The organism is Marinobacterium zhoushanense, assembly GCF_014641945.1.
GTDB lineage: Bacteria > Pseudomonadota > Gammaproteobacteria > Pseudomonadales > Balneatricaceae > Marinobacterium_D > Marinobacterium_D zhoushanense.
The window spans coordinates 250,123-268,064 of record NZ_BMIJ01000005.1; the positions used below are offsets into that span (position 1 = coordinate 250,123).

The 17,942-nt window shown below is 57.5% G+C and carries 14 protein-coding genes and 1 tRNA gene; 8 read left to right on the forward strand and 7 right to left on the reverse strand.

Annotated elements, in window-relative coordinates; genetic code table 11:
- Positions 1 to 74: 74 nt before the first annotated feature.
- Entirely contained in the window at positions 75 to 1,547 is a 1,473-nt protein-coding gene (locus tag IEX40_RS13435; protein WP_188749111.1) for a NarK family nitrate/nitrite MFS transporter, read from the reverse strand.
- A gap of 1,282 nt (positions 1,548 to 2,829) precedes the next feature.
- Here IEX40_RS13435 and IEX40_RS13440 point away from each other — a divergent pair.
- On the forward strand, positions 2,830 to 3,111 hold the full coding sequence (locus IEX40_RS13440; protein ID WP_188749113.1) for a hypothetical protein: 282 nt from the start codon (positions 2,830 to 2,832) through the stop codon (positions 3,109 to 3,111).
- Positions 3,112 to 3,213: 102 nt separating this feature from the next.
- Entirely contained in the window at positions 3,214 to 3,825 is a 612-nt protein-coding gene (locus tag IEX40_RS13445; protein ID WP_188749115.1) for a hypothetical protein, read from the forward strand.
- 191 nt (positions 3,826 to 4,016) lie between these two features.
- On the opposite strand, the gene IEX40_RS13450 is transcribed toward IEX40_RS13445, so the two are convergent.
- The 4 genes from IEX40_RS13450 to IEX40_RS13465 form a co-directional block, all read right to left on the reverse strand.
- Complete coding sequence (locus IEX40_RS13450) at positions 4,017 to 5,174, reverse strand: slipin family protein (protein ID WP_188749117.1); 1,158 nt, start codon at positions 5,172 to 5,174, stop codon at positions 4,017 to 4,019.
- Positions 5,175 to 5,581: 407 nt separating this feature from the next.
- Positions 5,582 to 5,655 (reverse strand) — tRNA-Phe (locus IEX40_RS13455).
- Between the two features lie 170 nt (positions 5,656 to 5,825).
- Positions 5,826 to 6,836: an RNA 3'-terminal phosphate cyclase gene (rtcA, locus tag IEX40_RS13460; RefSeq protein WP_188749119.1), complete on the reverse strand. Its 1,011-nt coding sequence runs from the start codon at positions 6,834 to 6,836 to the stop codon at positions 5,826 to 5,828.
- 4 nt (positions 6,837 to 6,840) lie between these two features.
- Positions 6,841 to 8,067 (reverse strand): RtcB family protein, encoded by a 1,227-nt coding sequence (locus IEX40_RS13465; protein WP_188749121.1) that lies wholly within the window; start codon positions 8,065 to 8,067, stop codon positions 6,841 to 6,843.
- A gap of 212 nt (positions 8,068 to 8,279) precedes the next feature.
- Here IEX40_RS13465 and rtcR point away from each other — a divergent pair, with 212 nt between their 5' ends.
- From rtcR to IEX40_RS13485, 4 genes are all read left to right on the forward strand, one after another.
- Complete coding sequence (gene rtcR, locus IEX40_RS13470; RefSeq protein WP_188749124.1) at positions 8,280 to 9,869, forward strand: RNA repair transcriptional activator RtcR; 1,590 nt, start codon at positions 8,280 to 8,282, stop codon at positions 9,867 to 9,869.
- A gap of 231 nt (positions 9,870 to 10,100) precedes the next feature.
- Positions 10,101 to 10,940, forward strand: coding sequence for a hypothetical protein (locus IEX40_RS13475; RefSeq protein WP_188749125.1), 840 nt, complete (start codon positions 10,101 to 10,103; stop codon positions 10,938 to 10,940).
- A gap of 26 nt (positions 10,941 to 10,966) precedes the next feature.
- Positions 10,967 to 11,383 (forward strand): hypothetical protein, encoded by a 417-nt coding sequence (locus tag IEX40_RS13480; RefSeq protein WP_188749127.1) that lies wholly within the window; start codon positions 10,967 to 10,969, stop codon positions 11,381 to 11,383.
- Positions 11,384 to 11,440: 57 nt separating this feature from the next.
- Complete coding sequence (locus tag IEX40_RS13485) at positions 11,441 to 12,022, forward strand: YdeI/OmpD-associated family protein (RefSeq protein ID WP_188749129.1); 582 nt, start codon at positions 11,441 to 11,443, stop codon at positions 12,020 to 12,022.
- 44 nt (positions 12,023 to 12,066) lie between these two features.
- Here the strand turns inward: IEX40_RS13485 and narL are convergent, their stop codons facing one another.
- The gene (gene narL / locus IEX40_RS13490) at positions 12,067 to 12,726 is read right to left on the reverse strand and encodes a two-component system response regulator NarL (protein WP_188749131.1); all 660 of its coding nucleotides are present in this window, start codon (positions 12,724 to 12,726) and stop codon (positions 12,067 to 12,069) included.
- Positions 12,727 to 12,757: 31 nt separating this feature from the next.
- On the reverse strand, positions 12,758 to 14,578 hold the full coding sequence (locus IEX40_RS13495) for an ATP-binding protein (protein ID WP_188749133.1): 1,821 nt from the start codon (positions 14,576 to 14,578) through the stop codon (positions 12,758 to 12,760).
- Between the two features lie 256 nt (positions 14,579 to 14,834).
- Between IEX40_RS13495 and IEX40_RS13500 the strand changes: the two genes are divergently transcribed.
- Both IEX40_RS13500 and IEX40_RS13505 read left to right on the forward strand, forming a co-directional pair.
- The gene (locus IEX40_RS13500; protein ID WP_229680759.1) at positions 14,835 to 16,121 is read left to right on the forward strand and encodes an MFS transporter; all 1,287 of its coding nucleotides are present in this window, start codon (positions 14,835 to 14,837) and stop codon (positions 16,119 to 16,121) included.
- Between the two features lie 114 nt (positions 16,122 to 16,235).
- Complete coding sequence (locus IEX40_RS13505; protein ID WP_188749135.1) at positions 16,236 to 17,840, forward strand: MFS transporter; 1,605 nt, start codon at positions 16,236 to 16,238, stop codon at positions 17,838 to 17,840.
- The last annotated feature ends 102 nt before the right edge of the window (positions 17,841 to 17,942 follow it).

Here is a 17,942-nt window from a genome sequence, read left to right on the forward strand (position 1 = left end):
ATCCTCCTATTCTCCCCAAACACGACCGGGTGACACCGTTACCGATGCCACCCGGACCCTGCCTGTGTTGAGACCTATTCCACGCTGATCAGCTCGACCGTACCGTCCGGCAGCACCTCGGCCATCTGGCCGCTGGGCTCGTCCATGAACTGCACCAGCAGGAACACCAGGCCCGCGGAAGCACCGATCACCATGAAGAAGGTGGAGTAGTCGACGAAGCTCAACACGGTCAGGTAGCACACCGCACCGACATTGCCGTAAGCCCCGGCCATACCGGCAATCTGCCCGGTCATGCGGCGCTTGATCAGCGGCACCACGGCGAATACCGCACCCTCACCGGCTTGGACGAAGAAGGAGCAGGCCATGGTGGCGACTACTGCCGCGGGGATCCACCAGCCGCCGTCGATCCGGCTCAGCACGAAGTAGCCTACAGCCAGACCCAGGATCAGTACGCTGAGGGTCTTGCGACGACCGATACGGTCGCTCAGGTGACCGCCGGTGGGACGGGCGACCAGGTTCATGAAGGCGAAGCCGGAGGCGAGCAGACCCGCCTTGACCGGATCCAGACCCTCGAAGGTCTCCAGGAAGAACAGCGGCAGCATGGAAACCACCGCCAGCTCGGAGCCGAAGGTAACGAAGTAGGCCACGTCGAGTACCGCCACCTGCTTGAACTTGTAGCGCTGGATCTCCGGCACACCCTCTTTCAGGTGCTCCTCGTTGACGTGGTAGATCGCCCGCAGCTGGAACAGGAACAGCCCGACCAACACGGCATAGATTGCCTTGGTGCCGAACTCATCGAGCAGGCCCAGGTTGGTCGGCGACAGTTTCCAGGTCAGCACCGCCAGCGCGGCGTACATCGGCAGGTTCATCAGGATGTAGAAGACGAAGTCGCCCTTGCTGGTCACCTCCAGGCCGCCATGTTTCTTCGGCTTGAAGTAGGTGGAGCCCTTCGGGGTGTTGCGTGCCACGCGGTAGAACACGAAGCCGTACAGGATCGCCATTACACCGGCAGTGGCCAGTGCGTAACGCCAGCCGTTGTCACCGCCGTAGAGCAGCGCGAGGGTGGGCAGGGTCATGGCGCCGGCGGCGGAACCGAAGTTACCCCAGCCGCCGTATACCCCCTCGGCCACACCGACCTGCTTGGCCGGGAACCACTCGCCGACCAAGCGGATACCGATCACGAACCCGGCGCCGATGAAGCCGCTCAGGAAACGCATGATCGCCAGCTGCTCATAGGTCTGCGCCGCCGCAAAACCGAGGCAGATAAAGCCGCCGATCACCAGCAGCATGCTGTACACCACCCGCGGGCCGTACTTATCCACCAGCGTACCGATGACGATACGCGCCGGGATCGTTAGCGCCACGTTAAGAATCAACAGCGCCTTGATCTCGGGGCCGCTCAGATCGAACGCCTCCTTGATATACGCCATCATCGGCGCATGGCTGAACCACACCACAAAGGTGAGGAAAAACGCGAACCAGGTAACGTGGAGGGTCTTGATCTTGGGATCGCCAAAATCGAGCAACCTCAGATTGTTGGTAGACATTTGACTGCTCCTGAACTGTTGGCAGCTTTAAAAAACGGGTCGAGTCATGAGTGACACAGCGCCGATGCAAAGACTCCGTCGCCACGGCAGGATCCAGTCAGGTGTGTTCCGGGCTCATGGAGTATGCGTTGAGGCCAAAATAGGCCCTTCGGGGTAGGCGAATGTTGATGCAGGTCAACTGGGATTTAGGGTGTTTGCGGAGTGAAATGGGCGTCTACCACTTATGAGGTATGGGGTTGGTGTGTGTTTAATTATTTGATTTTAAATTGGTAATAGGTTGATTGGTGATAAGGGGAACGTGGATAAGTTAGAGGTTGAGGAATAGGGGGTATCTGGTGGGGTGAGCGCGACGGTGGGCCAATTGAGTGCCAGAGTTGCATGCTTAAGTAGACTGGAGAAAGCGGAGGTGCTGTACCAGACTGTTGTAGATCACGCGCAAACGCGCAGTAGACGTGGTTGGATAGATAAATTCGGCGTTATGACCATGAAACCATCCTGTCCAATTTGCCATAAAAACTTCGGTTTATTCACCGGCCCGCAGTTAGAGTCTTGGTATCGCAGTCCGCTGACGCACTGCCGATGCCCTTTCTGCCAGGCTCCTCTGCAAATTGAGCGGAGCCAGCGTTTTACCTTCTTTGTCTGGCGACTGATAGCGTTTCTAAGCCTTGGAGTCATAGGTGCTAAATGGATGCTTTGGAAATACTTTTCATACGAGACTGCATTAGCCTTATTCGGACTGGTGACCGTACTGATACTTGGATTCTTCGCTATACGCTTTTCACAGGGGATTAGGTACGTTCCACGGCTTTAGCACCTTGATTAATGCAGTCCGCATGCATAAAGGACAGCTTGATCAAACCGGATGATATGCAGTCCAAAATCCTCCAGACCCCCGACTTAAATCCTGTATCTCATTCAGCATCTACTTGAGGCTCCCTCAAAGAAGGTTCCTAACCAATTCGTAGCCGCATCGAAAGTGGCGAAAGCATCAGACCTGTACCAGACTGTATTCTATTCCGTGCCGTAGGGATATGGGTGTGCATATATCGACAGGGATTCGGGAGTTGGTTGATGTCGCGAAGCTTTCTATCTTCTTCTGCATTTATCTATCTGCTTGTGTGTTTATGCACAGGCATCTATACCCCTATGCTGTTGAGTCGATAGGTTTGCTAGGAGTAGGTAGCGTAAATGGGCTTGCAGTATATAAAAGTGTTATACGGCATGTAGCCTAGTAAGTACCTATAAAGCATAAGGTATATAAAACTGTTAGGTGTAAATGAGCATGGATGAAATATTCGGAATATTGACTGAATACACGCTGGCATTAAAAGCAGGGCTTGATAGCACGAGTCAAGCTAATGAGCGGCCATTAATCACGCGCCATCTAGTTGCGGCTGCTGAAATTTATGCATTGCTTCATAGCACGGGGAACTTAGAATCAGTGCAAGAGCTAGTTAAATCAGAGGTTCGCGCACATGGCTGGTCTTTTATATCGGGTCAGACCGGCGACACAATAGCCAAAAAATGGGTAGAGTTCACAAATGCAGTCGGTGTGCGGCAATAAAACACGTAACAAACCTCAGCAATCGCTCCCGTTGGTCGCAGGGACAGCTAAAACGCTTCGCTTATTTGTTTGCCCTTGTGCCGGCGCTATACGGAAATCCGAATGAAGCCACGTGATCTGCTGTTATTGAACGTAGTCGAATATGTTGAGCCTCAACTCGAAACCATTGGATTCAGGTTCTCGTCTAGGGGTATCGCATTCAAGCGTGCCTCCAGCATAGGTAATCAAGAGATTAGTTTTTCTTTGAGTAAGTGGGACAGTGAAGATGACTGTGATTTCTGGACTATGTGGAGTGCCACTTCTTTAAAGTACAAAAAATGGTATCAAAAGGAATGGGGCCGTACCCCGGCTAATATTGCTCTCGGTGGTGATTGCGATTGGAATTTGCCTGGGTGGCCACGAGCAGTTGCAGATCATTTTCACTTGTCAAATCACTCTAATGATGAATCAGAAATGGCGATGTTGATGGATGCGATAATTAATATTGGGATTCCTTATCTCGATAGTATATCTGATTGGGAAGGAGCCGCTCACCACCTTGTTCAACAGTCATTACTCTTCAGTAAAGCCGCCGACTTTCTTATGATTTCAGGAAAAATGGCTGCGGCGGAAGAAGTATTGCTGAGTGGTCTGTCGGTGTATCAGAGCGAGGGAAAAGTAGATCAACTCGGTGAGCTTGCAGAGATTCAGATTCGGCTTAAAAGGTATTTTTGAGTAAAAATACGAATAGCAAGGTGCTCAAAATTGTTCGCTTAATAAATGGAGTCAGAGGGATAAATGGGGTCAGAGTATATTTTCTAACGGCCCGTCATATCGCGAGTTTTTAGGCGAAGCATTTTAGTTTTGGCATAGCGCGCCAACATTGTTCCTATAGAAATTCACCCGCCCCCGAAAGGGCAGGTGAACTACTGAGCAGCCTTTACAGGTCCCAGTCTGACCAGATCATTCAGTACCGCATCAAGACCGCCATATACCGAGATCCTGTCGATACGTGAGGTGACCCGTTCCAGCGCCTCCAGCTCTTTCAGGCGCAGCAGGGTGGGGTTGTTTTCCATCATCTTGGCGGTGTTATGCAGTGATCGCATCGCCTGAGTCTCCTCACGGCGTTTGATCAGGTTCGCTTCCGACTCTTTTTGAGCCTCCACGACCTGGTTCAGGATCTGCTTCATATCACCGGGCAGGATGATATCTTTCACGCCAATGCTGATCATCTCGATGCCGTATTCGGTCAGCTTGCTGCGAATATCGTCGGAAAGCGCCGCGTTCAGGCTGTCCTTGTCCTCAAGCAGGGCGTCCAGCGTCTTCGTACCTACCGCTTCTCGCAGACGAAGCTGGAGTTCGCGATAGATGAAGTTGGCGTAGTCGTTCAACTTCAGTGCAACGGTTTCAGGGTCGGTCACCCTGTAGCTGCCGCTCAGGTTGATGCGCAGACTTACCCTGTCTTTGGTCAGGATCTCCTGGCCGCTCACTTCGATCGCCTGCAGGCGCAGGTCCAGTAGTTTGACGACAACGGAACGGTTGTACTTCCAGAAGCCGTAGTTGCCGGGCTGGAGCAGCTTTTCCAGCTTGCCGTTTACCGACAGTAGACCGGTGTGTTCATCCGGTACCTCGACATAGTGCATGGCCGCAACGGCACTGCGGCTTTTGCCCACTTTCATGTTCTGAGCGAGCATGCCGACAAGCTTGGTGTCTATGGCGAACGCTTCACTGATATCGACGATATCCACCCGCACCTTCTCGACCCCTTTCCAGACCGCCAGGAAAGCGCCGGGCGCCAGAGTATCGGTCAGATGACCGTCCCGGTAGAACAGGCCCACCTGAGTGTCGCTCAGCTCGAAGTGGTCGACATGGGGCTCCAGTAACTGCGCATGAGTATGGAGCAGGAATTTGGCTTTGGTGCTCTCGAACACCACATTACTGATGTCATGCGTTTCAACACGCACCTTGCCGGCCATACGCGTCATACGGTGGCGGCCCGGTTCCAGAACTTTGACCAGTCGGTTGCGGCGAAAAAGCAATGCGCGCTCGTTATCGGCAATATCAACTGTCTTCCATAGGATCATTTCTCATCTCCTTTTTTGTTGTTTCACCTGTATCCGTCTTCACCTCGAACCCGAGGAAAAGTGGGCGAGGCCCACCCGAAAGGGCAGGGGCTGTCGGCTTGAACAGGGCAGGTTATACAGCCAGTGGTCCTTCGGCCTTTACCTCGACAAGGTGCGTTACCGCGTCGCTTGTTCCAGGTGTCTGCGTCCGGGCTTGGATGCACAGCATGCGATGTTGCCCACTGGCAGCGACTGCACATTCAGCGCTCGGGTCTGCAGCGAAGCTGAGCCTCCATACCGGCAGGCGAGGACTCCGACAGCAAGCCCAAGCCATGGGCCTCTGATAGATTTCGTACAAGGTTCTTAGCCTTGCGGGGACTCGAACCCCAGGCTCTCGCCTTTCCCAATGAGTCGTTTACACGACGAGGTTACTTTGGCAGGAATCGAACCTGCGCCCGGCCGATGTTTGATCGGCTGCTCTACCCGACTGAGCTACAAAGCAGGTGTTCAGGACCTTCACAGATCGGTACACAAGGCGCCAACGGCGGTTGTGCCAGGCGGGTGTACGGAACCCGCTCCGCTAATCTGAAAAAAGCACCCCCAAACGCTTTTACGATCGCCCGTACCTGACGGGTGATCTGTATCTTTAATTGGTTTGGCATGAGTAGGTTCTTAAACACTTATACGCCAAACCCGTTTGCTCTCCTGTTGAGCCGTTACTTTTACGCCCGCCAGCTGTTTGATCACCTCGATATTGGTCAGCAGGTGCTGACTGGGCGTCAGGGTTCTGAACTGACCGCCGTTGCCGCAGACCATCGGCAGCAGTAACTGATCCGCCAGATACTCACCGACCGGTACGCCGCTATCCAGGTAGCTTTTCAACCTCTGAATCGCACGGCCCGCGACGCGCTCCGCCGTTACCTGCTTCTCACCCACCACCTCGACCACTTCGGTCACCTGTTCGCTGGCGACCTGCAGCGACAGGATGTTGCCCGGCCCGGCCGAGTCCACCAGTCGCTGTTGCAGCTCATGGCTCGCCCAGTAGCACCTCTTCTGCACCTGTCCCAACTCGCGCTCCGTCACGTGTTTTGGGATGTGGGCCGAGGTGGCGACCGCCTGCCGGCTTAGTACCTCGCCACGTTCGGTCAGCGCCAGTGCTTGCAGCTCCTGTACAGGCTCGACGAGTATCCTCCAGGCGCCGCCGCCCGAGGGGTAAAAGCCGAACCGCTCCAGCGCCACCTCGGCCTGGTATCCCATCCGTCTGATGGCGGGCAGGAAGCAGCGCTCGATAAAGTCGTAGCTGGGGGCGAAGCCGTTATGGGTACCACCCTCCAGGTACAGCTCGCTGCTGCGCTCGGCGAAGAACAGCGGCAGCAAAACGGTCTGCAGTACCAGCGTGGTGCTACCCGCCGAGCCGATGGCAAAGCGGTACTCCCCGGCCTCAACCTTCCCTGGTTTAAATATCACCTCCGTTGAACCCGGTTTAGCGCCTGATACCTCGGCACCACATACTGTCTGTGCGGCTCGCAGGCAGGTCAGGTGCTGCCTGAGCAGCCCCGGTTTTGCCCGGCCGACGCGGATATTCTTTATCTGCACCGGCTGGCCCAGCTGCATCGCCAGCGTCAGTGAAGTGCGGAAGATCTGTCCTCCGCCTTCGCCCTGTGATCCATCGACAACAACCATTGTTCTATCCTTTTACACACACCACCTGTTTCAGGGTGTAGACCACTTCCACCAGGTCCTTCTGTGCTTCCATCACCTTTTCGATCGGCTTGTAAGCAGAGGGTGTTTCATCGATAACACCTTCATCCTTTCGGCACTCCACGTCGGCGGTTGCCTGGCGGTGCTCTTCCAGCGATACCAGCTTCTTGGCCTGGGTTCGGGACATCACTCGCCCGGCGCCGTGGCTGCAGCTGCAGAAGCTCTCTTCGTTACCCAGGCCGCGGACGATGAACGACTTCGCGCCCATGCTTCCCGGGATTATCCCCAGCTCGCCCTCGCGTGCCCGCACCGCGCCCTTACGGGTTACCAGTACATCCTTCCCGTAGTGGTGCTCTCGGGAGATGTAGTTATGGTGGCAGTTGACCGCTTCCAGCCGTGCTTCGAACTCAAAACCCAGCGCATCCCTTACCGCCTGGATCACGCGGGCCATCATCACTTCGCGGTTTACGCGGGCGAAGTGCTGTGCCCACTCCACCGCTTCGACATACTGGTCGAAGTGGTCGGTACCCTCCGGCAGGTAGGCCAGATCGGTATCCGGCAGATGGATATGCCAGCGTTCCATATCCTTTTTCGCCATCTCGATGAAATGGGTACCGATACGGTTACCCACACCGCGCGATCCGCTATGCAGCATCAACCAGACACTTCCATGCTCATCCAGGCACATTTCGATAAAGTGGTTGCCTGTACCAAGCGTACCCAGGTGGTTGATGTTGTTGGTGTTCTTCAATACCGGGTGCTTATCCTTCAGCAGGTCGAACTGTGCGGACAGCGGCGCCCAGGCGCGCATCACATCATCCGGCAGATCGTACCAGGCGCCCTTATCGCGACCGCCGCGAGCACGGGCGGAGCGTCCATGCGGCACCGCACGCTCGATAGCCGAGCGCACCGCCGCCAGGTTATCCGGCAGCTGAGCGGCCGTGATGCTGGTACGCACTGCCATCATTCCGCAGCCGATATCGACACCCACCGCCGCCGGAATCACCGCGCCAAGGGTGGGGACCACACTACCGATGGTTGCGCCCTTACCGAGGTGGACATCCGGCATCGCTGCCACCCAGCGGTGGATAAACGGCATGCGCGAGATGTTTTTCAGTTGCTCCCTGGCCTCAGCTTCGAATGGGACACCGACGGTCCAGGATTTGATCGGAACACCGCCGTCCTGCATCACTTCATATGCTTGCCGAGTCATTGTGCTATTCCCTTATTCATTTCGTTGTTCGTTTGTCGACTTGACTATAGCGAGGAAGGTGCCAACTTTTATAAAAGGGCTTGAAATGATTTTCATGTATCGGATTTATAAGGATTTATATATTTGTGTATCTCTTTTTGGATAGGCTGGGTATTTACTGGGCTGCAAAAAAATCTATCAAAAAAGATAGGTAGATATTATAGTCGATAGCCATGAAGACAGTGGCGATCAGCATTCTGGGCACGACCATGGACCGGCGCGGCAAGGGCGACAAGCGCTGGGACAAGTGGCGTCCGACCGTTTCCATGTTCCAGCACGACGATTTGCTGATCGATCGCCTAGAGCTGCTGTTCGACAACCACTCCCAGGGGCTGGCGAACCAGGTGACCGAGGATATCGCGCGGGTCTCGCCGGAGACTGAGGTGGTCCACCACCGGGTCAATTTCCAGGATCCCTGGGACTTCGAAACGGTGTATGGCGAGCTGCTCGACTTTGCCCGCGGCTATCCGTTCAAGCGCAGCCGCGAGCAGTACCTCATCCACATCACCACCGGCACCCACGTTGCCCAGATCTGCCTTTATTTACTGACCGAAGCCGGCTATCTGCCTGGCCGACTGCTACAGACCTCGCCGGCCCGCAGCGATAGCAACCTGCCGGGCGAATACCAGATCATCGATCTCGACCTATCCAAGTACGACCAGATCGCCTCGCGCTTCCAGAAGGAGCATCAGGAGGGCACCACCTATCTGAAGGGCGGCATCGAGACCAACAATCCGGCGTTCAACCGCATGATCGAGCAGCTGGAGAAGGTCTCGATCCGTTCCAGCGAACCGATCCTGATCACCGGTCCCACCGGTGCCGGCAAGTCGCAGCTGGCGCAGCGGGTGTACGAGCTGCGCAGGCAGCGTGGCAAGCTGGAGGGGCGTCTGGTCGCCGTGAACTGCGCCACGTTGAGAGGTGAAAATGCCATGTCGGCGCTGTTCGGGCATAAGAAGGGCGCCTTTACCGGCGCCACCTCCGACCGTCCGGGCCTGTTGATGGAGGCCAACAAAGGACTGCTGTTCCTTGATGAGATCGGCGAGTTGGGTCTGGATGAGCAGGCGATGCTGCTCAGGGCGATCGAGGACAAGTGCTTTATGCCCTTCGGTTCCGACAAGGAGGTCAGCAGCGACTTCCAGCTGATTGCCGGCACCAACCGCGACCTCGCCCAGCTCGCCCGCGAAGGCGGCTTTCGTGCCGACCTGATGGCGCGCATCGACCTTTGGACCTATCAGTTGCCCTCGCTGAAGGATCGGATCGAAGACCTGGAGCCCAATATCGACTACGAGCTGGAGGTGTTCTCCGGCCGTTCCGGATATCTGGTGAACTTCAACAAGGCCGCCCGCGAGCGCTACCTGGCCTTCAGCCGCTCCGCCGACGCCACCTGGTCGGCCAACTTTCGTGATCTCAATGCCAGCATCACCCGCATGGGTACCCTCGCTGATGGCGGGCGTATCACTGTCGAGGTGGTAGATGAGGAGGTCGGACGCCTAAAGCGTAAATGGAATGCAACGTCGTCCACCGAGCAGAACGCGGGCGAACTGATCGAGCAGGTGTTGGGGCAGGGCAGTGCGGACAGTATCGATTACTATGACCAACTCAAGCTTGCGGCACTGATAGAGGTGTGTCGCCACTCCAGCTCCATGGCGGAGGCAGGTAGGAAACTGTTCAACGTGAGCCGGGAAAGCAAGAGATCCAGCAACGACTCGCACCGGGTCAAGCAACTGCTGGCGAAGTATGGGATACGGTTCGAGGAGCTTTAGAACTCCTAGGATACTGGCAAAGGCGATGGGGCTGTACCAGACTGTTCCCCATTATACGCGGTAGTTTTGCCGCTGCGGCAGCAGTGATCGAGATCAGGGACTGATAGGTGGAAGCTCTCTTTCGGCGTTATTCAGCCTCTCTGATTCACTTCGTCGTATGGGTTCCGCTGGCACTTGCGGTCGGATGGGTGCGGTTTTTCCACGGATATTGATTTCAAAGGAACTGAATGTATGCATGCAAAATTAGGTGTGTGGGCACTACTGCTAACGCTTACCCTGACCGGCTGTGCCAATCTGAAAGAGGTCAGAGAGTACGCCGGCGAATCCGCCAAGTTCTCCGCCTATACCGAGTTGACCGAACGTTTCCGCGATACCTACTACCGCGAACAGCCCTACCTGACCGGTGAAGCAGAGCGGCTGGCGCAGGTAAACGATATCAAGCGCAAGGCGGCCTATGACGACCTGCTGACGATCCACCAACGGGTGGCGCTGTACATGCAGACCCTCGCCAGGCTGTCGGGTGAAGATACCTTCGACCTCTCGGGAAACCTCGATTCTCTCGCCGGTGGTATCAAGGAGCACCCTGATCTGGGGATCGACAAGCAGCAGGTCGATGCCATCGCCGATCTTGCCAATGTGGTGACGAGATGGGCGACCGCCTCGCAACAGCAGCGCGCGGTGCGCGAGATGATCAAAGCGGGCGATGCGCCGTTGCAGACAACCTTGCAGGGTATGAAGAGGCTTGTGCGTTATTACCGGGCAAGCCATGAAAACGAGAAGAGAACGGTGTTGGGTTTCTTTGAGGTAGAACTGCCCTACGTCGAAGACCCGGAACACCGGCTCCTGGCCACCCTGGCGCGTGCGCACCTGCAGGCGAAAGAGGCCGAGTACCAGGCCGTTCAGCCCCAGTACGAGGCGGCGGCACAGGGTATCGAACGCATCGCCGAGGGGCACCGGAAACTGCTGGAGAATATCGACGATCTGACGAGTCAGGCGGTGAGAGACAGCATCAAGCGGTTCGCCAAGGATATCAAAGCGATCAGAAAGGATATCCAATCCATTGAAGGCTGAGACTGGTAACGAAAGGAGGCAACAGGATGGCGCTGGCAAATGAAATGGAAGTTGAGGCTTTTGCCCAATGTCTGACCGAATGTGCCGATGCAATTCATGAGCGTATCAAGGCGGCGATAAAAAACCGCGAGATTGAACGGGATCAAGCGCAGTCGATGTTTCAGGAGGAGAGCCTGCTGCGTCAGCGCGCCAACGGGTTATACATCGACGCCGCCAATTCTGTCGTGGCGGGGCTGACAGAGCCGCAAGACGCTCTGCTCGCTGCAATCGATAACGCCAACGACCGGATTCAGCAGATAAAAGAGATCGCCGGTTTTATCGACCTGGTGACCGATCTTGCGGTATTGGCAGCAGCGGTCAGCGCGGCAAAACCCGCGCCGATACTGGCGGCACTGAAGGAAGTGAAAGAAGACGTCGACGCCGTGAACAGTCAGCATTCCTGATCCTCCGCTGTGGTGTTTCACCAGAAGCCCAGCGCTGGGCAATAGGAGGTAACCGGTATGAATGCCAAGGTTGAAGCGTTTTTGAGTAAAGCCGACAAATGGCAGCAGGAGCTCGAGAGGCTCAGAGCCATTGTGCTCGATTGCCGGCTGGATGAAGGACTCAAATGGGGTAAACCCTGCTATTCGGTTGAGGACAGGAACGTCGTCTTGATCCATGGGTTCAAGGATTACTGTGCGTTGCTGTTTATGAAAGGCGCCTTGCTGAAGGATGCCGAGGGGCTGCTGGTGGCGCAGACAGAGAATGTGCAGTCGGCACGTCAGATCCGCTTCACCAGCGTTGCAGAAATAGAGGCGATGGCACCCACCTTGAAGCGCTATATCGATGAAGCGATTGAGGTGGAAAGGTCCGGACGGAAGGTGGCGTTCAAGCAGACTGACGAGTTCGATGTTCCGGAGGAGTTGCAGGAGAGGTTTGACCGAGACCCCGCCTTCAAGTCGGCGTTTGAAGCCTTAACACCGGGACGGCAGAGGGGCTATCTGCTCTATTTTTCCACCGCCAAGCAGTCGAAAACACGCGAGATGCGGATCGAGAGGTCCAGGCAGAAGATTATCGAGGGCAAGGGCCCGAGCGATCGCTGATCAAGCCGCATTCTGGACGGCACGGGTGTGGTGTGACTGAGGTGTTATCCCAGCCCCTCCTGCACCGCCCAGACCGCCACCTCGACTCGCGACTTCAACCCCAGCTTCTTCAGCAGGTGTTTCACGTGCACCTTCACCGTACCCTCGGTGATGCTCAGTTTGCGGGCGATGATCTTGTTCGACATGCCGCCGGCGATCAGCTTGATGATCTGCTTCTCGCGCGGGGTCAGGGTGTCGATATCCGGGCCCTTGCGGCTACGGTTGTTCTGCAGTGCCTGGGCCAGCAGGGTGGTGAGACGGTCGCTGATCACCATTTTGCCGAGCGCGGCCTGGTTCAGGTTGGCGAGCAGATCTTCCGGCTCCATATCCTTGAGCAGGTAGCCGTCGGCACCGGCCTTCAGCGCGGCGACCACATCCTCTTCGTTGTCGGACACGGTGAACACCACCACCCGCGATCCGACACCGGCTTCACGCAGCATCTTCAGGCACTCGATGCCGTTGATCTCCGGCATGTTCAGGTCCAGCAGGATCAGGTCCGGCTCCAGAGCGTCGGCCTTGGCGACCCCCTCCTCGGCGCTACTGGCCTCACCGACCACCTCCAGTTCGTCGTCAAGGGCGATCAGCTGCTTGACCCCGGTGCGCAGCAGGGGATGGTCGTCGATCAGCAGGATGGAGGCGGGGGCGGTGTTGCTCATCTCGGTCATGGGGCTGCTCGCTTCTTGGTTTGCAACAAAGTTAAGACTGCTTGGGTTTAAATGTCATCAAAACACAGGTACCGCTGGGCTCACGGTTATCCACACTCAGATCGCCGCTCAGGGTATGGGTACGGTCGCGCATAATCAGCAGGCCGTAGTGACCCTGGTTCTCCAGCGAGGGCGGCAGACCGACGCCGTTATCCTCCACCCGCACCTCTACCCGTTCGCCGGACTGAGTAACCTGAACCGTTACCTCGCTGGCCTGGCTGTGCTTGACCACGTTGGCCAGGGCCTCGCGCACCAGTTGCAGCACGTGGATCTCCTCGTTGGCGGTCAGGCTCTGATGGTGCAGGCTGTATTTCAGCGGGATGTCGAAACCGAGGCGGTCGGAGAACTCCTTGACCGTGGACTCCAGCGCCGGTTGCAGGCCGGGTTGGTCCAGGGTCAGGCGGAAGGTGGTGAGCAGCTCGCGCAACTGGCGGTAGGCGTTGTTCAGCCCCTCCTTGAGCTCGGCGACCACATCGTCAATCTGCTCTTCGTCACGTTTCTGTTTGCGCAGGATCTGCAGGCGACCCACCTGCATCTTCAGGTAGGAGAGCGACTGTGCCAGGGAGTCGTGCAGTTCGCGGGCGATCACAGCGCGTTCCTCCATCAGCGACATGTGCTGCTCCTGGCTGGCCTTCAACTCCAGCGACAGCACGATGGCCAGGTTTTCCACCAGTGTGCGGAGCAACGCTGTCTGCTCCTGACCCAAGGGTTGCGTGGGCAGGAAGTTGACTTTGAACTCGCCGAAATAGGCTTCCCGGGTTTGGATCGGCAGTGTGATCGAGTCGTGTAGACGGTTATCCGGCTCCGGCACTATGCAGTCGTTGCAGTCGGAGTTTTTGCAGTCGGCCGGCCGCTCCAGCAGTTGGGTAGTCAACTGACGATAGCTCAGGCGGTGGTGCGGATCGCACAGCGTGACCTCGATCGGCCCGACGGCCAGAACATCCTCCAGCTCCTTCATGATCGGCATCAGGCGGCGGCAGATATCCTCGTTGCGGTTGAAACGTCGGGTGGCGTTGTAGAGCAGTTGCAGACTCTTGTTGGATTCGCGCAGCTCGGCGGTTTTTCTCTGCACCCGGTTTTCCAGGTCGGCGTAGATCTTCGACAACTCCTCGGCCATATGGTTGAAGGTGGTGCCCAGCAGGCCCAGTTCGTCGTCGCTACGGTAGTGCACACGGGTGTCGAGCTTACCCTGGCCGGCATCGCGGGCCACGTTGAGCAGCTGGGCCAGGGGCTCGACCACGTTGGACTTGATGTCGTACATGGCGATGAAGATGATCATCACGGTCATGAACAGGCTGATCCCCTGGATCAGGCTGAGCAGCTTGATCTTCGATTCGGTGCTCTCCTCAAGCAGATGCACCATCTGGTCGATGCGGGGGACGAAATTCTCCAGTTGGCGCAGATAGGCCGAGTGGTCGGGGCTGTCGGTGAGGATCGCCGCCTTCAGCGCGGGCTGGAAGTTGTCGCGCCATTCGTCGACCAGCGTGGTGTAGGCCAGTCGCAACTGTTGCTGGTCATCCTTGGGCAGCACATTGGTCAGGATCGGGTCGTTGATACGGCGGTCGAACTCGCCAATAGAGGTGAGCACCTTGTCGCGGCTGGTCTCGCTGCCCTCGCTGGCGTGCTGCTGGGTCTCGGCGATGATGCGGTAGGACATCATGCGCAGCGAGCCGGCCAGGTTGATTCCGGCGGCATCGCCCTGAGTGCTTTCCGCCACGATGACCGAGCTGATCATACTGATCAGCGCCATCAGGCTGATGGCGAACATCGCCGTGCCCAGTCGGGTAATGATCGATTGCCTGAGGATCTTCATCGTTGCACTCCGTCGAGCCGCGCGGGGTTACTCACAAAGAATCGCGTAACGGCTAGCGTTTTTTCCACACCTTGCGTCAGACGTGGAAAATATAAGTTAAAACAGTCTGTTACAAAGAAAAGAAGTGGTACCACCTTAGTGGTATGGGCTGAAATGGTTAACTTTTTCAGCCAGTTATACGTTGATGCGCGTCAATATCCGGGGATCGGTCCGGGTTTAGGTTTGGCTCAAATCGTCAGACCCGAATCGTATCACGATGACCCAGACTACTCAGAAACAGATCTCCGCATTGGTCATGAGCACCCTGGTGTTCGCGGCCTGCTTTGCGACCTGGACGCTGATCTCGGTTATCGGTCTGCAAATAAAACATGAATTGCAGCTCAGTGAAACCGAGTTTGGTGTACTGGTGGCGACGCCGATCCTCAGCGGTGCCTTGGCGCGCCTTCCACTGGGTTTGCTGGCCGAGCGGCTGGGCGGTCATGCGTTGCTGGCCGTGCTAGTGCTGCTGGTCAGCGTGCCGCTCTACCTGTTTTCCCAGGCGCACAGCTACTGGCAGTATCTGGCACTGGGGTTATGCATCGGTCTGGTGGGTGGCAGTTTCGCCATCGGTATCCACTATGTTTCCTCCTGGGCCTCGCGCGACAACCAGGGGCTGGCGATGGGGATCTTCGGTGCCGGCAACCTGGGCGCGGCGCTGACCAACCTGATCGCGCCGCTGATCATCATCGCCTACGGCTGGCGCATGGCCCCAATCGCCTACGCTTTCGTGCTGGTGCTGCTGGCGCTGCTGTTCTGGCTGCTGACCCAGGATGATCCGATGCATCAGTCCCGCAGTCGCCGCGCGGAGCCCTCACTGACCGAGATGCTGATGCCGTTACTGGACCCACGGGTGTGGCGCTTCGGTCTGTACTACTTCTTCGTGTTCGGCGGCTACGTGGCGCTGGCGCTCTGGCTGCCTGACTACTACGTCCACCATTACGGTCTGGACCTGAAAAACGCCTCTTTCCTGACCCTGCTGTTTACCGTACCCGGCGCCCTGACCCGGGTGATCGGCGGCTGGTGCGCCGACCGCCTTGGTGCGCGGCGGGTCAACTGGAGCGTGTTCTGGGTCTGCCTGGTCTGTCTTTTCTTCCTCTCCTACCCACCCACCACCATGACCATTCATGGCATCGACGGCGACATCACGTTCCTGCTCGAGATGCCGGTCTGGCTGTTTACTGTGCTGATCATGGTGATGGGTGTGGCGATGGGGTTCGGAAAAGCCGGGGTGTTCCGCACCGTCTACGACTACTACCCGGATCGCATGGGTACGGTCGGCGGCGCTGTGGGGTTGCTCGGTGCGATCGGCGGATTCGTACTGCCGATCAGTTTTGGTCTGGTAACGGACCTGTTCGGCGTACGCAGCTCCTGTTTCATGCTGCTCTACGGCCTGTTGGCGCTGTGCATGATCACCATGTACTACGGCATCTCGGTCCAGGAGAAGCAGAACCGGTTGCAGGAGGCGATACGCACCAACTTTTTGAAGGAGAACCTGGATGCCTGACCAGAGCGGCAACCGTCCGCTTCCCCGACCGGCCGATACGCGGCTTCGGGGCGGGTTCGACGTCAAGATCAGTCGGGCGTCAGGCGCCCGCTGCTTCAGCCTGGAGTGTGAGTCATGTCCGATATAGTGAATTGGGATGTCGAGAACACCAAGTTCTGGGAGGACGAAGGCAAAAAAGTGGCGAACCGCAACCTGTGGATCTCGATCCCCAGCCTGTTGTGCGGCTTCGCTGTCTGGTTGTACTGGGGCATCATCACCGTGCAGATGTTGAACCTGGGCTTCCCCTTCGCCAAAGCAGAACTCTTTACCCTGGCCGGCATCGCCGGTTTGACGGGGGCAACGCTGCGTATTCCGAGCAGCTTTTTTATCCGCATTGCCGGCGGACGCAATACCATCTTCTTCACCACGGCGCTGCTGATGGTGCCCGCCATCGGCACCGGTATGGCGCTGCAGGACAAGGACACGCCGTTGTGGATCTTCCAGCTGCTGGCGTTCCTGTCCGGTATCGGCGGCGGTAACTTCGCCTCCTCCATGTCCAACATCAGCTTCTTCTTCCCGAAACGCCAGCAGGGGCTGGCGCTGGGTCTGAACGCGGGGCTGGGCAACGCCGGGGTGACCACCATGCAGATCCTGGTGCCGCTGGTGATGACCTTCGGTATCTTCGGCGGCACGCCGATGATCCTGGAGAACACCTCCGGCACGCTGATCGGCAAGATTCCGGCAGGCTCCGAAACCTATATCCACAACGCCGGTTACGTCTGGCTGCTGATCCTGGTGCCGCTGGCGGTGATGAGCTGGTTCGGCATGAACAACATCAAGACCGACGCCGTGTCGCCCGATGTGGGCAGTGCCACCGGCGCCATGGGCAAGGTGGCGGGGCTGCTGCTGATCGGCTTCTGCACCGCCGCCGCCGGTCTCTACATCATCCTGCCGGCGCCGACCGGCCTGGGCGCGCCGGACTGGGCCAAGTGGCCGGTGATCGCCGGTATCCTGTTCATGACCGTGGTGCTGATGAAGATGGTGCCGGGCGATATCAAGCCCAACCTGCAGCGCCAGTTCAAGATCTTCAGCAACAAACACACCTGGATCATGAGCGTGATCTACACCATGACCTTCGGTAGCTTCATCGGCTACTCCGCCGGTTTCGCACTGGCGATCAAGGTGGTGTTCGGCTATCAGCACCTGATGGTCGATGGCGTGCTGACCCACAACACGGTTAACGCCGCCGGTCCGTCGGCACTGATGTACGCCTGGATGGGGCCGTTCATCGGCGCCCTGATTCGCCCGGTAGGTGGTTGGATCGCCGATAAGGTGGGCGGTGCCAAGGTGACCCAGATCGTCGCCGTCATCATGATCGCGAGCGCCCTGGGGGTGGCCTACTTCCTCAAGCAGGCCTATCAGTCCGCCACGCCGGAGGAGTTCTTCCTGCCCTTCCTGATCCTGTTCCTGGTGCTGTTCGCCGCCACCGGTATCGGTAACGGCTCCACCTTCCGCACCATCGCCATGGTGTTCGACAAGGAGCAGGCCGGTCCTGCTCTGGGCTGGACCTCGGCGGTGGCCGCCTACGGCGCCTTCGTCATCCCACAGGTGTTCGGCGAGCAGATCAAGCTGGCGACACCAGAGAACGCCCTGTACGGCTTTGCCGTCTTCTATCTGGTCTGCCTGGTGCTGAACTGGTGGTACTACCTGGGGCCGAAGGCGGAGTACAAGAATCCGTAATCGATGTGACTCGAGTTACTGAGCAGATTGCGGGGCCAGACGCCCCGCTTTTTTGTACAGGGATGTACTTATCCCGCGAGCGCATGGATGCGCAAGAGCGGG

Bases quoted from the DNA above. Each gene is read 5' to 3' on its own strand.
- IEX40_RS13435 (WP_188749111.1), bottom strand. From the start codon at position 1,547: ATGTCTACCAACAATCTGAGGTTGCTCGATTTTGGCGATCCCAAGATC.
- IEX40_RS13440 (WP_188749113.1), top strand. From the start codon at position 2,830: ATGGATGAAATATTCGGAATATTGACTGAATACACGCTGGCATTAAAA.
- IEX40_RS13445 (WP_188749115.1), top strand. From the start codon at position 3,214: ATGAAGCCACGTGATCTGCTGTTATTGAACGTAGTCGAATATGTTGAG.
- IEX40_RS13450 (WP_188749117.1), bottom strand. From the start codon at position 5,174: ATGATCCTATGGAAGACAGTTGATATTGCCGATAACGAGCGCGCATTG.
- rtcA (WP_188749119.1), bottom strand. From the start codon at position 6,836: ATGGTTGTTGTCGATGGATCACAGGGCGAAGGCGGAGGACAGATCTTC.
- IEX40_RS13465 (WP_188749121.1), bottom strand. From the start codon at position 8,067: ATGACTCGGCAAGCATATGAAGTGATGCAGGACGGCGGTGTTCCGATC.
- rtcR (WP_188749124.1), top strand. From the start codon at position 8,280: ATGAAGACAGTGGCGATCAGCATTCTGGGCACGACCATGGACCGGCGC.
- IEX40_RS13475 (WP_188749125.1), top strand. From the start codon at position 10,101: ATGCATGCAAAATTAGGTGTGTGGGCACTACTGCTAACGCTTACCCTG.
- IEX40_RS13480 (WP_188749127.1), top strand. From the start codon at position 10,967: ATGGCGCTGGCAAATGAAATGGAAGTTGAGGCTTTTGCCCAATGTCTG.
- IEX40_RS13485 (WP_188749129.1), top strand. From the start codon at position 11,441: ATGAATGCCAAGGTTGAAGCGTTTTTGAGTAAAGCCGACAAATGGCAG.
- narL (WP_188749131.1), bottom strand. From the start codon at position 12,726: ATGACCGAGATGAGCAACACCGCCCCCGCCTCCATCCTGCTGATCGAC.
- IEX40_RS13495 (WP_188749133.1), bottom strand. From the start codon at position 14,578: ATGAAGATCCTCAGGCAATCGATCATTACCCGACTGGGCACGGCGATG.
- IEX40_RS13500 (WP_229680759.1), top strand. From the start codon at position 14,835: ATGACCCAGACTACTCAGAAACAGATCTCCGCATTGGTCATGAGCACC.
- IEX40_RS13505 (WP_188749135.1), top strand. From the start codon at position 16,236: ATGTCCGATATAGTGAATTGGGATGTCGAGAACACCAAGTTCTGGGAG.